Source organism: Streptomyces sp. MCA2 (assembly GCF_023544705.1).
Classification (GTDB): domain Bacteria; phylum Actinomycetota; class Actinomycetes; order Streptomycetales; family Streptomycetaceae; genus Streptomyces; species Streptomyces decoyicus.
The window spans coordinates 24400-37769 of record NZ_JAMJFM010000036.1; the positions used below are offsets into that span (position 1 = coordinate 24400).

15 protein-coding genes are annotated in these 13370 nt (G+C 72.1%); 9 read left to right on the plus strand and 6 right to left on the minus strand.

Features of this window, described 5'->3' with window-relative positions; translation table 11 throughout:
- Positions 1–35: 35 nt before the first annotated feature.
- The 4 genes from M8I34_RS26510 to M8I34_RS26525 all read left to right on the plus strand — a co-directional run bounded on the left by M8I34_RS26510 (position 36) and on the right by M8I34_RS26525 (position 1996).
- Positions 36–254, plus strand: a complete 219-nt coding sequence (locus M8I34_RS26510) for a hypothetical protein (protein WP_250053312.1) — start codon at positions 36–38, stop codon at positions 252–254.
- 148 nt (positions 255–402) lie between these two features.
- Positions 403–1044, plus strand: a complete 642-nt coding sequence (locus M8I34_RS26515) for a TetR/AcrR family transcriptional regulator (protein ID WP_244418824.1) — start codon at positions 403–405, stop codon at positions 1042–1044.
- Positions 1045–1184: 140 nt separating this feature from the next.
- Positions 1185–1412 (plus strand): DUF3107 domain-containing protein, encoded by a 228-nt coding sequence (locus M8I34_RS26520; RefSeq protein ID WP_030088973.1) that lies wholly within the window; start codon positions 1185–1187, stop codon positions 1410–1412.
- A gap of 293 nt (positions 1413–1705) precedes the next feature.
- Complete coding sequence (locus tag M8I34_RS26525) at positions 1706–1996, plus strand: hypothetical protein (RefSeq protein ID WP_244418825.1); 291 nt, start codon at positions 1706–1708, stop codon at positions 1994–1996.
- Between the two features lie 25 nt (positions 1997–2021).
- On the opposite strand, the gene M8I34_RS26530 is transcribed toward M8I34_RS26525, so the two are convergent.
- Positions 2022–2759 carry a ferritin-like fold-containing protein gene (locus M8I34_RS26530; RefSeq protein ID WP_030088969.1) on the minus strand — a complete coding sequence of 246 codons (738 nt, stop codon included), beginning with the start codon at positions 2757–2759 and terminating at the stop codon, positions 2022–2024.
- Between the two features lie 171 nt (positions 2760–2930).
- Between M8I34_RS26530 and M8I34_RS26535 the strand changes: the two genes are divergently transcribed.
- The 3 genes from M8I34_RS26535 to M8I34_RS26545 all read left to right on the plus strand — a co-directional run bounded on the left by M8I34_RS26535 (position 2931) and on the right by M8I34_RS26545 (position 7050).
- The gene (locus tag M8I34_RS26535) at positions 2931–5432 is read left to right on the plus strand and encodes a DEAD/DEAH box helicase (protein WP_250053314.1); all 2502 of its coding nucleotides are present in this window, start codon (positions 2931–2933) and stop codon (positions 5430–5432) included.
- Positions 5433–5551: 119 nt separating this feature from the next.
- Entirely contained in the window at positions 5552–6418 is an 867-nt protein-coding gene (locus tag M8I34_RS26540; protein WP_250053316.1) for an alpha/beta fold hydrolase, read from the plus strand.
- A 149-nt stretch (positions 6419–6567) separates the two neighbouring features.
- A complete protein-coding gene (locus tag M8I34_RS26545) occupies positions 6568–7050 on the plus strand; it encodes an SRPBCC domain-containing protein (RefSeq protein WP_051817485.1) in 483 nt (160 codons plus the stop codon).
- A gap of 32 nt (positions 7051–7082) precedes the next feature.
- On the opposite strand, the gene M8I34_RS26550 is transcribed toward M8I34_RS26545, so the two are convergent.
- A complete protein-coding gene (locus M8I34_RS26550) occupies positions 7083–8009 on the minus strand; it encodes an NYN domain-containing protein (protein ID WP_053209137.1) in 927 nt (308 codons plus the stop codon).
- Positions 8010–8211: 202 nt separating this feature from the next.
- On the opposite strand from M8I34_RS26550, the gene M8I34_RS26555 reads away from it, so the two are divergent.
- Positions 8212–8364 carry a hypothetical protein gene (locus M8I34_RS26555; RefSeq protein ID WP_199812669.1) on the plus strand — a complete coding sequence of 51 codons (153 nt, stop codon included), beginning with the start codon at positions 8212–8214 and terminating at the stop codon, positions 8362–8364.
- Positions 8365–8506: 142 nt separating this feature from the next.
- Here the strand turns inward: M8I34_RS26555 and M8I34_RS26560 are convergent, their stop codons facing one another.
- The 3 genes from M8I34_RS26560 to M8I34_RS26570 all read right to left on the minus strand — a co-directional run bounded on the left by M8I34_RS26560 (position 8507) and on the right by M8I34_RS26570 (position 10982).
- Positions 8507–9112 carry a MarC family protein gene (locus M8I34_RS26560; RefSeq protein WP_244418828.1) on the minus strand — a complete coding sequence of 202 codons (606 nt, stop codon included), beginning with the start codon at positions 9110–9112 and terminating at the stop codon, positions 8507–8509.
- A gap of 197 nt (positions 9113–9309) precedes the next feature.
- Positions 9310–10164, minus strand: coding sequence for a PHP domain-containing protein (locus M8I34_RS26565; RefSeq protein WP_250053318.1), 855 nt, complete (start codon positions 10162–10164; stop codon positions 9310–9312).
- A gap of 179 nt (positions 10165–10343) precedes the next feature.
- A complete protein-coding gene (locus tag M8I34_RS26570) occupies positions 10344–10982 on the minus strand; it encodes a DUF6758 family protein (RefSeq protein WP_250053320.1) in 639 nt (212 codons plus the stop codon).
- A gap of 250 nt (positions 10983–11232) precedes the next feature.
- Here M8I34_RS26570 and M8I34_RS26575 point away from each other — a divergent pair, with 250 nt between their 5' ends.
- On the plus strand, positions 11233–12492 hold the full coding sequence (locus tag M8I34_RS26575; protein ID WP_250053322.1) for an MFS transporter: 1260 nt from the start codon (positions 11233–11235) through the stop codon (positions 12490–12492).
- Positions 12493–12595: 103 nt separating this feature from the next.
- On the opposite strand, the gene M8I34_RS26580 is transcribed toward M8I34_RS26575, so the two are convergent.
- The gene (locus M8I34_RS26580; RefSeq protein WP_244418832.1) at positions 12596–13180 is read right to left on the minus strand and encodes a suppressor of fused domain protein; all 585 of its coding nucleotides are present in this window, start codon (positions 13178–13180) and stop codon (positions 12596–12598) included.
- Positions 13181–13370: the final 190 nt, after the last annotated feature.

The following is a 13370-nucleotide window of genomic DNA, read 5'->3' on the forward strand; positions in this document are numbered from 1 at the left end:
AGCCGACGAACGAGCACGCGGGAAAGGGAGCCATCATGCGCGTCGACCCGACAGACCCGGAGACCTTCGAGGAGCAGAGCGACGCCGCCGAGTTCGACATCGAAGCGCCCGAGGCGGACGCCGCCGAGCAGTCCGCCGACCTCGCACCCCGGAGCGACGAGCCGCTGACCGGTACCGACCCGGACGAGGCGAACGAGGCGGATCGCGCCGAACAGGCCCGCGTCGTGGAGCTCAACGAAGACGAATACCGATGACCTGGGACGTTATGTCAGCTTCTGGTGAAGGGGCCGGGCAGAAATTCTCGGCCCGGACCGCGCACAGCCGGGTTACCCAAAAGTACGATGGCGACCGCGGTGCACCACCTTGTACGGGCCGCGTACGGAACCACTTCTGGGAGGCAGCGTGAGCGCCATCGAGCAGACCGAGGCGGCGCGCCCGCGGGGCACACGCCTGCCACGCCGAGCCCGGCGCAACCAGCTTCTGGGCGCTGCCCAGGAAGTTTTTGTCGCACAGGGCTACCACGCGGCCGCGATGGACGACATCGCCGAGCGGGCGGGCGTCAGCAAGCCCGTGCTCTACCAGCACTTCCCGGGCAAGCTGGACCTCTACCTCGCCCTGCTCGACCAGCACTGCGAGGCCCTGTTGCACTCGGTGCGTGCGGCGCTCGCGTCGACGACCGACAACAAGCAGCGGGTCGCCGCGACGATGGACGCCTACTTCGCGTACGTGGAGGACCCGGGCGGCGCCTTCCGACTGGTGTTCGAGTCGGACCTCACCAACGAGCCGGCGGTCCGCGAGCGGGTGGACAAGGTGTCGCTGGAGTGCGCCGAGGCCATAAGCGCGGTGATCGCCGAGGACACCGGGCTGTCGCGGGACGAGTCGATGCTGCTCGCCGTGGGCCTGGGCGGTGTCTCCCAGGTGGTGGCGCGCTACTGGCTGTCCTCGGAGAGCAAGGTCCCGCGGGACACCGCGGTACAGCTGCTGACCTCCCTCACCTGGAAGGGCATCGCGGGCTTCCCGCTGCACGGCAGCGACACGCACTGACCGTGTTCGCTGCGGGCGTTGCCCATGGCGTCCTGCGCGTCCCCGTACCGGGCTAATGTGTGCTGCGTACAGCGCGGATGGCCGCGCACCCTCCCCCAGCTGACGCCGGGGGACCCCAGACCGTCGGAGGGACAAAAGCCGTGGAGGTCAAGATCGGCGTGCAGCACGCGCCCCGCGAGATCGTTCTGGAGAGCGGGCAGTCTGCCGAAGAGGTGGAGAGCGCGGTGTCCGACGCGCTGGCCGGCAAGTCACAGCTGCTGAGCCTGGTGGACGACCACGGTCGCAAGGTCCTGGTCCCGGCGGACCGGCTGGCCTATGTGGAGCTCGGTGAGCCGACCGCCCGCAAGGTCGGGTTCGGCGCGCTCTGAGCGGGGGGCGCCGGATGCGGCGCCCGCAGGTGACAAAGGGCGGCGGCCCGGAGGATTTCACTCCGGGCCGCCGCCCTTTTCCGCCCGTTCCGCGCGCCGGCCGCGCATTTTTCCGCCCTCGGAACCGGGCCCCGGGCCGCCGCATTTCCGCAGATCAGGCCGTTCGAGTCGGTCCGGCTGGGCTGATCAGGCAGGCCACCCGCGCGGGGAGGGTTGCTGCCGGTGCCCCTTGGGTACGACCGCCTACGACCGATTTGTTCAGCTGATCGGCATCGCACGCGGGAGGGAACAGCATGATCTTGGAAGCGCTCGGCGCCGTGCTCATCGGCTTCGCCATCGCCCTGTCCGCGACCCGATGGCTGCCCGACCGTTTCCCGGCCCGCACTCTCACGCTGGCGACCGGCCCGGTCGCGGCGCTGCTCGGCGCACTGCTCACCCGCTCGATCCTCGGCCCCGGCCATCCCGTCCAGGTGACGGTGGCCGCGATCGCCGTAGGGGCGGCTCTGCTGTCGGTCCTGGCGCGCCCGCCGCGCCGGCGTCTTCGCCGGCCGGCCGCGCCATTGAAGGGGCACCGGACGGCCTGAACCGCCCGGTACGCCCACAGGGACGTCAGGCCGCGAGCCCCAGCGCCGCCATCCGCTTGGTGTGCGCCTCGGTGATCCGCGAGAACATCCGGCCCACCTCGGCCAGGTCGAAGCCGTCGGCCACGCCGCCCACCAGCATCGTGGAGAGCGCGTCACGGTCCGCGACGACCCGCTGCGCCTGCGAGAGCGCCTCGCCCATCAGACGGCGGGCCCACAGCGCCAGCCGCCCGCCGACGCGGGGCTCGGCCTCGATGGCCGCGCGCACCTTCTCCACGGCGAACGAGGCATGCCCGGTGTCGTCGAGCACGGCCAGCACCAGACCACGGCTGTCGGAGTCCAGCCGGGCCGCGACCTCGCGGTAGAAGTCACTGGCGATCGAGTCGCCGACATAGGCCTTGACCAGGCCCTCCAGCCAGTCCGACGGTGCCGTCTGGCGGTGGAACTCGTCCAGGGCGGCGGCGAACGGCTCCATCGCCTCGTTCGGCTCCGCCTCGATCTGCGCGAGCCGCTCCCGCAGCCGCTCGAAGTGGTGGAACTCGGCCGAGGCCATCTTGGCCAGCTCGGCCTTGTCGTCCATCGTCGGCGCCAGCTTGGCGTCCTCCGCCAGGCGCTCGAAGGCGGACAGCTCGCCGTATGCGAGCGCGCCGAGCAGATCGATCACGGCGGCCCGGTACTGCGGGTCGGCGGATGCCTGCGCCCAGTTCTGGGCGGCGATCCCGGTGTGTTTTTGCGCGTCAGCCGCGGCGTTGTCAGGCGTTCCCATGACGGGCACAATAGCCCGCTCGGCCGCTCGGGGAAGGCCCTGGTCAGCCACTCCCGTTCACCCGTACGAACGGCGGCCGGACCCGGCCCCCGGCGTGGCGGCGGGCCGTGATGTATTCCTCACTCATACAAGCCTTCGGATGGACGCGCCATATCCGGGGTACAGTGGTATTTGGACCTGCCGAGTATCGGTGGGTCGTTCCACGAAGCGGATGCCCGGTCGGTGGCCCGATCGGCTCCAAACCGACCGCCCTCTTTTGCGGCGCGTAGCAAACATACGCACAAGCAAGAGGGACACCGCTCGCGGCAGGAGTGCCTGAGCGTTGGCAGTGGTCCCGCCCCACCGGCCGCACACAGGCCGGCCCGTACGAACCCGTACGACGGTGCGGTACGACCCCCTTCGCCGCCTCATGCCGCGTCTCACAGAAGAGGCAAGATTCTGTCTACATTTCGAGACCTCGGGATTTTTCCCGAGACGGCCGAGGCGCTGGAAGCCGTCGGCATCATCTCCCCCTTTCCCATCCAGGAGCTGACGCTCCCCGTCGCCCTCTCCGGCAGCGACGTCATCGGCCAGGCCAAGACCGGCACGGGTAAGACCCTGGGCTTCGGCCTGCCGCTCCTCGAGCGCACCACGGTCCCCGCCGATGTCGAGGCCGGCCGCGCGCGGCCCGAGCAGCTGACCGACGCCCCGCAGGCCCTGGTGGTCGTCCCGACCCGCGAGCTGTGCCAGCAGGTCACCAACGATCTGCTCACCGCCGGCAAGGTGCGCAATGTCCGGGTGCTGGCGATCTACGGCGGCCGTGCCTACGAGCCGCAGGTCGAGGCGCTGAAGAAGGGCATCGACGTCGTCGTCGGTACGCCCGGCCGGCTGCTCGACCTCGCGGGCCAGAAGAAGCTCAACCTCTCCCAGGTCAAGAGCCTGGTGCTGGACGAGGCCGACGAGATGCTCGACCTGGGCTTCCTGCCCGACGTCGAGAAGATCATCCAGCTGCTGCCGGCCAAGCGCCAGACGATGCTGTTCTCCGCGACCATGCCCGGCCAGGTCATCTCGCTGGCCCGCCGCTACATGTCGCAGCCCACGCACATCCGCGCCACCGCGCCGGACGACGAGGGCCAGACCGTCCGCAACACCGAACAGCACGTCTTCCGCGCCCACTCCATGGACAAGCCGGAGATGGTCTCCCGCATCCTCCAGGCCGAGGGCCGGGGCCTGGCGATGGTGTTCTGCCGTACGAAGCGGACCGCCGCCGACATCGCCGACCAGCTCGCGCGCCGCGGCTTCGCCTCCGGCGCCGTGCACGGCGACCTCGGCCAGGGTGCCCGTGAGCAGGCGCTGCGCGCCTTCCGCAACGGCAAGGTCGACGTCCTGGTCTGCACCGACGTCGCCGCCCGCGGCATCGACGTCGAGGGCGTGACGCACGTCATCAACTACCAGTCCCCCGAGGAGGAGAAGACCTACCTGCACCGCATCGGCCGTACGGGCCGCGCGGGCGCCAAGGGCACCGCGGTCACCCTCGTCGACTGGGACGACATCCCGCGCTGGAAGCTGATCAACAAGGCGCTGGACCTGGCGTTCGACGAGCCGGAGGAGACCTACTCCACCTCGCCGCATCTCTACGAGCAGCTGAACATCCCCGCGGGCACCAAGGGTGTGCTGCCGCGCACCGAGCGCACCCGGGCCGGGCTGGCCGCCGAAGAGGTCGAGGACCTCGGCGAGACCGGTGGCCGCGGCCGTGGCCCCCGTAAGGCCGCCGCCGCCGTCGTCGAGGAGGAGCGCCCCCCGCGCACCCGTACGCCGCGCCAGCGCCGCCGGACCCGTGGTGGCACGCCGACGGACGGCCCCGCCGCCGAGGCCCCGAAGACCGGATCGCCGGCCGCCGCCGAGGGCACCGAGGATGCGGAGGCCACCGGACCGCGTCAGCCGCGCCGGCGCCGCCGTACCCGCGGCAGCCAGACCACGGGCGCAGCGGTCGTGGCGGCCCCGGCCGCCGAGGCGCCCGCTGCTGCCGTCGTGGCGACCGAGGCTCCGGCCGAGCCCGCGAAGCCGCGCCGCCGCCGTCCCCGGATCACCCGTCCCGAGGACACCGGGACCTTCCAGACCGTCGAGGTCGCCGCGAGCGCGCTCGCGGCGCAGGGCGCGGCGGTCGCCGCCGAGGCTGCGGCCGTGACCGAGCCCGCCGAGGCGCCGGCCACCCCGCGCCGCCGGACCCGCAGCGCCGCCAAGGCCGCCGCGGCAACGGCACCGGCCTCCGTGACGGAGACCGTGACGGACGCCGCGGTGGAGGCTCCCGCCAAGCCGAAGCGGACCCGCAAGAGCGCAGCCGCCAAGGCCGCCGAGGCCGTGGTGGACACGGCCGAGGCCGCCGTGGAGGCACCGGCCAAGCCGAAGCGGACCCGCAAGGCCGCCGCCAAGCCCGCCGCCGAGAGCGCCGTCGACACCTCCGAGGGCACTGTGGAGGCACCGGCCAAGCCCAAGCGGACGCGGAAGACCGCGGCCGCCGCGAAGTCCACGGCGGACGCACCCGCCGCCGAGGACGCCCCGGCCAAGCCCAAGCGGACCCGCAAGAGCGCCGCCGCCAAGGCCGCGGAGGCGACGGACACCGCCGAGGCCAAGCCGGTGCGCCGCCGCACCCGCGCCAAGGCTCCCGCCGCCGAGGCGACGCCCGAGAGCTGAGCCTCTCCCCCGGCTGACACCGGGATCCACGGCCCGACGACCCGGCCCCGCACCCCGCGGGCGCCGGGTCGTCGGCGTCCCGCCCCGGTTTTACCGACCGGCCCGGATAGCCTCACCTCATGAGCAGGCCGCCCTCCCTCACACTGCCCCCGTGCGCGCGTGCGTACCGACTCGACACCGAGCGCGGCACCTTCGCCGTACAGGACGCCCGGCCCGATGCCGCGCCGATCGGGACCGCCCTGCTGGTGCCCGGATTCACCGGCAGCAAGGAGGACTTCGTCGCTCTGCTCGCACCGCTCGCCGCGGCCGGGTTCCGGGCGGTCGCGGTGGACGGGCGCGGGCAGCACGAGTCCCCCGGCCCCCGCGATGAACGGGCCTATGCGCAAAGGGAGTTGGCGCTCGACGTGCTGGCTCAGGCGCAGGCCCTGCGGGAGCCGGACGGCGGGCCGGTGCATCTGCTGGGGCACTCCCTGGGCGGGCTGGTCACCCGGGCCGCGGTGCTGCTCGACGCGTCCCCGTTCCGTTCCCTCACCGTGCTCAGCTCCGGGCCCGCCGCGATCGATCCGTCCCAGCAGGCCCGGGTGCGGATGCTGATCGAGGCGCTCGGCAGGCTCGACATGGAGAGTGTCTGGCAGGCGATGCGCGAACTGGATCCGCCGGAGGCGGCGGAGGCGACGACGCCGCCGGAGATCGGCGCGTTCTTGCACCGTCGTTGGCTGAACACCGTCCCCGAGCAGCTGATCGCGACCGGCCGTCAGATGCTGGAGGAGCCCGACCGGGTGGCCGAGCTGGCCCGTACCGGGCTTGCCACGCATGTCGTCTCCGGAGCCGTCGACTATGCCTGGCCGGTGCCGTCGATGGATGCGATGGCCGAGCGGCTGTCCGCCCGGCGCACCGTCATCGAGGGCGCCGAGCACTCCCCCAACGCCGAACGGCCTCAGAAGACGGCCGAGGCGCTCGCCGGGTTCTGGAGCGGTGTGGGCTGAGCGCCCTCCGGTCATAGGGACCGGCCGTCTGCCGTGTGGGCCGAGCGGGCCCTGTCGCCAGGACAGCGCCGGGCGGTTCGGCGAGCATCGAAGAAGGCGGGCCCCCACCGGCGCCCGGCCGACACCGGCTACGCACGAAGGGCTCGACCATGACCGAGAATCCGGCGACTCCCCCGGCCGGCGCCGAGGACGGCCCGCACGGCATCGCGCTCACCCGGACCTTCGACGCCCGCCGCGAGCTGGTCTTCGAGGCCTGGACGACGCCCGAGCACTTCGCGTACTGGTTCGGCGGGGAGCTGGAGGTGCCGGTCGGCCGGATGGCGATGGACGCCCGGCCGGGCGGGGTGTGGAGTCTGGTCATGCGCACCCCGGACGGCGGCGAGCTGCCGTTCTCCGGTGTCTACCGCGAGGTCGCCGTGCCGGAGCGGCTGGAGTTCACCCTCAAGGACGCGTCCGCGCCGAGCGGCACCGAGGGCGAGATCGTGCGGGTCACCCTGACCGATCTCGGGGACCGTACGGAGATGGCCTTCCGCCAGCTCGGCGGCAACCTCACCTCCGAGCAGTACCGCCAGGCGGAGGCGGGCTGGGCGGGCTTCTTCGACCGCCTCGGCGAGCTGCTGGCGAGGGCCTGAGCCGGGCTCTGCGCGATGCCCCCTGAGGGACCCTAGTACTGCCCCTGGACGTGGTCCCAGAAGCCGTCGCGCAGGACGCGCCGCAGATCGGCATGGCTGCGCAGGGAGTGCCGCAGCAGCGCCTCCGCGGCGGTCAGCAGTTCCTGGTCGACGGCGCCGGGCAGATACGGGTGGCCCGGCAGCAGCCCGGCCACCCATTCGCGGCCGCGTTCCGACAGCCACTGCGCGGCGACCTGTGCGCCGACGAAGCGGACCTCTTCACGGCTGGGCGCGGGCCCCTCGCCCGCCGTCTGCTCGCTGTATTCGACGCCGACCCGCCGGGTGACGTACGGCTTGCAGAACTCCAGGTCGAAGGTGCGCGCACTGTCGACCTCCCACAGCAGCGGCTCGGCCTGATTGCGGCCGCCCGAGGCCTCGATGCCCCACAGGTGCACCCGGGCGCCGTAGCCCTGCGCCGCCTCCACCGCGGAGACCAGGTCCTCGTCCCCGCCGATGAGCACGGCATCGCTGATCGCGCGGTGCCGGGCCAGCGACTCCAGATCCGAGCGGATCAGGGAGTCGACGCCCTTTTGCTGGTTGTTGGCGTTGAGGTTGCCGAGCCTGACCTTCACATCGGGCAGCTCGGCGATCCGCTGCTGCTCCTGGGTGTGGATCCGGCGGCGGGCGCCGTCGTACCAGTAGACGCGCAGCAGCCGGCTGTCCGGGAAGATCATCCGGGCCTTGTCGATGAAGGCCTCGATGATCCCTTCGGCGTCGAGGTCGAAGGCCTTGCGGTCCTCCGTGCCGGCGACCAGCCGTCCCGCCGCGGCGTAGACATAGCCCGCGTCCACGAAGGCCGCATGGGTGGACGGGGTGGTGGCGACCTCGGCGAGCACCCGGGTGAGCAGCTCGTTGGTGCGCTCGATCCCGGCGGCGAGCGCGGTGAGGTCGGTGGGGCCCGTGGGCCGGACGTCGTTCATACGGGTCCCATTGTCCGGGCGGTCACTCCGCGGGCACAACTGCGCACGCTCGTCGTATTTAGACCGTCGAAATTTTTCTTTAGCGTAGGGAATGATTGCACTGGGCAGGTCGTTGTACCTGTACAGAGCGCCCGGCAGCGACGCCTGGCCGCTCGTCTACCCAGAGTTCTCCGCAGGAGGATCAGACGAAGGGAGAAGCCGTATGCGCTTCGAGATCATGCGCCTGGACGATGTCGACGGCACCGCCGTGGACAGCACCGTCGTGGACGCCGCCTCCGTCAACCGGATCGTGCAGCAGGCCGCCGCCATAGGCCAGCGCATCTACATCCGCCCGGCCGAAACCGCCGCCCGCTGACACCTACCCCGCAGTCCGACGACGCGCGCGACAGCACCGCCGCCGCGCACGGCACGGCCGCACCGCACGAGCGCCCCCGTACGAACACGTCGTACGGGGGCGCTGCGGTGTCCGCGGCCGCTTCTCGGGGCCTGTGCGGGGGTCAGGCTCCCTGGATCACCTGGAGCACGCCGTTGATGATCTGCTGCACGGCGAGGGCGGAGAGCATCATGCCCGCCAGCCGCGTCACCAGGACCACCCCGCCGTCCTTGATCACGCGGATGATCACCAGCGAGAACCGCATCACCAGATAGAGCACCACGTGGATCGCCGCGATCGCCGTCCAGACGGAGACGTGCGCGGCCACCCCGTGCGCATGCTGCACCGCGAGGATCACCGACACGATCGCGCCGGGCCCGGCCAGCAGCGGCATGCCCAGCGGCACCAGCGCCACATTGACGTCCTTGGTCTGGGTCGGCTCCTCCGACTTCCCGGTCAGCAGGTCCAGCGCGACCAGCAGGAGCAGCAGTCCGCCCGCGATCATCAGCGCGGGCGTCGAGATGTGCAGCCGCCCCAGGATCTGCCGGCCGAAGAGGCCGAAGACGGCGATGACGCAGAAGGCGACGGTGGCCGCCTGCCAGGCCATCCGGCGCTGCACCTTGGCCGGCCGGCCGGAGGTCAGGGCCAGGAAGATCGGGGTGATACCCGGTGGGTCCATGATCACGAAGAGGGTGACGAAGAGCGTACTGAAGACAGCGATGTCGAACACGGTGAAGGCCTTGCGAGAGGTGGTACGGGACGAGCGCTCACGGGCGGCGCACGGGCGTCGTCCCGTAAAGGAGCGGAAAGCGGGGGAAGTTGGCGGGCGGCGGGCGCGGGACGCTCCGCGCACGGTGCGGACGGCACCGGGCAGGTGTCGAGGACCCCGGGGAGGGGCGCGCGGTGCGGCCGGCGGCCGTGGTGGGGTCAGCCGCCCGTGCCGGGAACGGGGAAGGCGCCGGTCGCGCGGCGCACGATCTCGCCGTAGATCTCCGGGTCGGTGGTGTATTCGCCGAGGCGGCAGGTCTTGCGGCTGCCGTGGTAGTCGCTGGAACCGGTGGCCAGCAGGCCGAGGTCGGCGGCCAGGCCGCGCAGCCGCGCCCGGGTCGGCGCGTCGTGGTCCATGTGGTCGACCTCGATGCCGTCGAGGCCGGCCGCGGCCAGTTCGGCGATCGCGCTCTCCGGTACACAGGAGCCGCGCTTGACGGCCAGCGGATGCGCGAAGACGGTGACCCCGCCCGCGGCCTTGACCAGCCGGATCGCCTCGAACGGGTCGAGCTCGTGCTTCTGTACGTACGCCCGGCCGTCGTTGGCGAGCCACTCGGAGGTGAAGGCGTCCGAGACGGTGCCGATCAGGCCCAGGTCGACGAGGGCGGTGGCGATGTGCGGCCGTCCCACGGCGCCGTCCCCGGCGATCCGGGCGACCTGCTCCCAGGTGATCGGCACACCGAGCTCGCGCAGCTTGGCCACCATGCCCTGGGCCCGCGGCACCCGGTCGTCCCGCACCAGCTCCCGCTCCCGGGCGAGTTCCGGCTCCTCGGGGTCGAAGAGGTAGGCGAGCATGTGCAGGCTCACCCCGTCGATCCGGCAGGAGAGTTCGGCGCCGGTGACCAGCGTCAGCCCCGCGGGCAGCGCGGCACGCGCCTCGGCATGCCCGCCGACGGTGTCGTGGTCGGTGAGCGCGACGACGTCCAGCCCCGCGGCCGCGGCACCTCGCACCAGCTCGGCGGGGGTGTCCGTACCGTCCGACGCCGTGGAGTGGGTGTGCAGATCGATGCGCACGACGCGGACTCCAGACTGTGGGAGACGGATACGGGACGGGACCCGGGCGGGATGCCGGGCGGAAGTGCACCGTAGGGGGACCTCAGAAGGATACCGGGCGGCCGGTAGCGTCCGGCGCCCCTCGGAGGGTGAGCGGCGCCACCCCGCCGCCCGGCGGCCGCGGTCCGTGGCGCCGGCCCTCAGCCCAGAATCCGCGGCGAGATCGCCCCGCACGGCAGCAGATCCACCTCGGCGCCCGCCTCCCGCAGATCCGTCAGCACCAGTTCGTCGTACATCAGCAGCCCCGACTGCTCGGGCCAGGCGATCGCCCAGAGCCACAGCCCGCGCGCCTCGCCCGCGAAGACCGCACGGTCCGGGGGCACATCGTCGACATGCCACAACGGGGTCGGGCGGCCGGCCGCGAGCACCTTGGCGTGCGGCGGTTTGTCCACGCACATATGGGGACCGGGGTCGGGGCCGTCGATACCGGCATAGCGCGCGCCGAGTCCGACGCCCAGCTCCTCGGCGATCAGCAGCAGTTCGCCGGGGCCGCCGAGCGGTCCGGGGCCCGTACAGGCCACTGCGGTCGCCCGGCCGCCGCTGCGGTCGTCGCCGGCGCAGGCCACGCCCGTGAACAGCCAGCCGACCGGCAGCGGCCAGGGCATCCATACGGGCACCTGGGCGCGGTGCACCACCACACCGAGCGCCTCGACGCTCGGCGGGACAACGGGCTGGAGTGGGTGCACGGTGCCGTGCAGCGTGCACTGCCAGGTGTCGGAGAAGAGACCGGGCGCCCGTACCCGGCCTCCGCACTTCGGGCAACTGGGTTCGCCCCTCATAGGCATCCACGGTCCTCCAGCCCCGGCGCCCCGTCAAGGACGATCACCCGACCGGTGTGCCCCGAATCACGTACGGCGCCGCGCATTTGACCGGTTTCCCGGCCCGCGCCTCCCCACCAGGGCAGATAGTTGTCACTTGCACTCTTTAGCGTACCTAACTTATTGTGTGTAAACGTCAACGATCTCGGCGGGCCCCGCAAGGCAGCGGGGTCAGGGCTACGCAACCGGCAACGGGAAGGGGAACCGCAGCATGAGCGGCACGAAGAGCGGCGGCCACGGCCGCGCGGACGATCCGTTCGAGGAGGGCGGCGCATCCCTCCTGCGCCAGCCGAAGGCCGTATGGGCCACGGCGGGCGCCTCGGTCGTGGCCTTCATGGGCATCGGCCTCGTCGACCCGATCCTCCCCTCGATCGCCCAGGGCCTGCACGCCACCAACAGCCAGGTCTCCCTCCTCTTCACCTCCTACTTCCTGATCACCGCCGTCGCGATGCTGGTCACCGGCTTCGTCTCCAGCCGTATCGGCGGCCGGAAGACGCTGCTGGCCGGACTGGCACTGGTGGTGGTCTTCGCCGCGCTCTCCGGCATGTCGGGATCGGTCGGCGAACTCGTCGGCTTCCGGGCCGGCTGGGGCCTGGGCAACGCCCTGTTCGTCTCCACCTCGCTGGCGGTCATCGTGGGCGCCGCGGCCGGCGGGAGCGCGGCGGCGATCCTGCTCTACGAGTCCGCACTGGGGCTCGGGATGGCCTGCGGCCCGCTGCTCGGCGCGATCCTCGGCGACATGAAGTGGCGCTACCCCTTCTTCGGCACCGCCGCCCTGATGGCCATCGGCTTCCTCGCCATCACGGCCTTCCTCAAGGAGCAGCCCAAGCCGGCCCGCAAGACCTCACTGCTCGACCCCATCAAGGCCCTCGGCCACGGCGGCCTGGCCTCCGCCGCCGTCTCCGCGTTCTTCTACAACTACGCGTTCTTCACGGTGCTGGCCTTCACCCCGTTCGTGCTGAACATGTCGCCGTACAAGTCCGGTGGGGTCTTCTTCGCCTGGGGCGTGCTGCTCGCCGTGTTCTCGGTGATCGTGGCGCCCCGGCTCCAGCACCGCTTCGGCTCGCTGAAGGTGCTGGGCGCCTCGCTGCTGCTGCTCGCCGCCGACCTGCTGGTGCTGGGCTACGGCGACCACACCACCGCCGTCGTCTGCACGGTCGCGTCCGGCGCCTTCATCGGTCTGAACAACACCGTCTTCACGGAACTGGCCCTGGGCGTCTCGGACGCGCCGCGTCCGGTGGCGAGCGCCGGCTACAACTTCGTGCGGTGGTTCGCGGCGGCGGCCGCACCGTTCCTCGCGCCCAAGATCGAGGAGTGGACCGACATCCACATCCCGTTCGTGATCGCGGCCGCGGCGGCAGTGGCCGGCGCCGCCGTCGTCGCCCTCCGGCGCCGGGCGCTGACCCTCCACGCCGAGGAACGGGAGCCGCAGCACGTCATGGAGGACGGGGTGGCCGTCTTCGCCGACTGAGGCGGAACCCGCGCACCCGTCCGCCTGCCGTCCCGCACAAGGAAACTGACGCCCCGTCCGCCCCCTCTTCCGGAGGGCGGGCGGGGCGCGCCGCCGTAGCGGCTCAGTCGAGCGGTACGCCCGCACGCAGCGGGTCGCGCAGGTCCGTGCCGCGCTCCAGCCAGCGCTTCTCCAGGGCCTCGGCGCCGTGCACCCGCTTCCAGGCGGCCTCGTTGGGCGTCATCGGCAGCAGCGGCAGGAACCGGACCGGCTCCCTCGGCTCGTCGAGTTCGAGGTCCTCGACGAGTCCCCCGGGCGATGCGACCAGGACCGAGGTGAAAGCCGCCTCCGGCCACAGCGGCTCCCCCACGTCCAGCGAGGCACCGGGAGCCACGACCACCCCCTCGACCTGCGGCGACGCGGCGAGCACCGCGAGCGGCCTGAGCACCTTGTCGCTCTCCACGCGGCCGGCCCTTACGGACAGCAGGAGTTCGGCGCGCGGGCCCCGCAGGGGGTCGGCCAGCACGGCGGTGGGATCGGCCATGGGCTGCGCGGACATCCCGAGCGTGGCGTAACGGACCACCCCGTTGTCCACAAAGCGGAGGACCTCGATACGGTCGGTGCCGAGGAAGGTGACGGCGGCGCGCGCGTCCGGCTCACCCAGGGTTGTCCGCAACCGGGCCTCGACCAGCTCAAGAACGTCAGACATGCCGCGAGCATACGGCCGGTCCCGCACCCGGCCGGCACCTCAGTGGCCTCCTCCGGGCTCCGTCCGGGGGGCTCCGTCGCGGCGCCTGTCCTTCGTATGGAACAGGCAAAGCGGCACCGTAACGCTTCAGGCGGCTGATAGCCTTGCCGTCTGGTCAGGGAATGACGTCGTCCCCCAACGGGGACCGGCC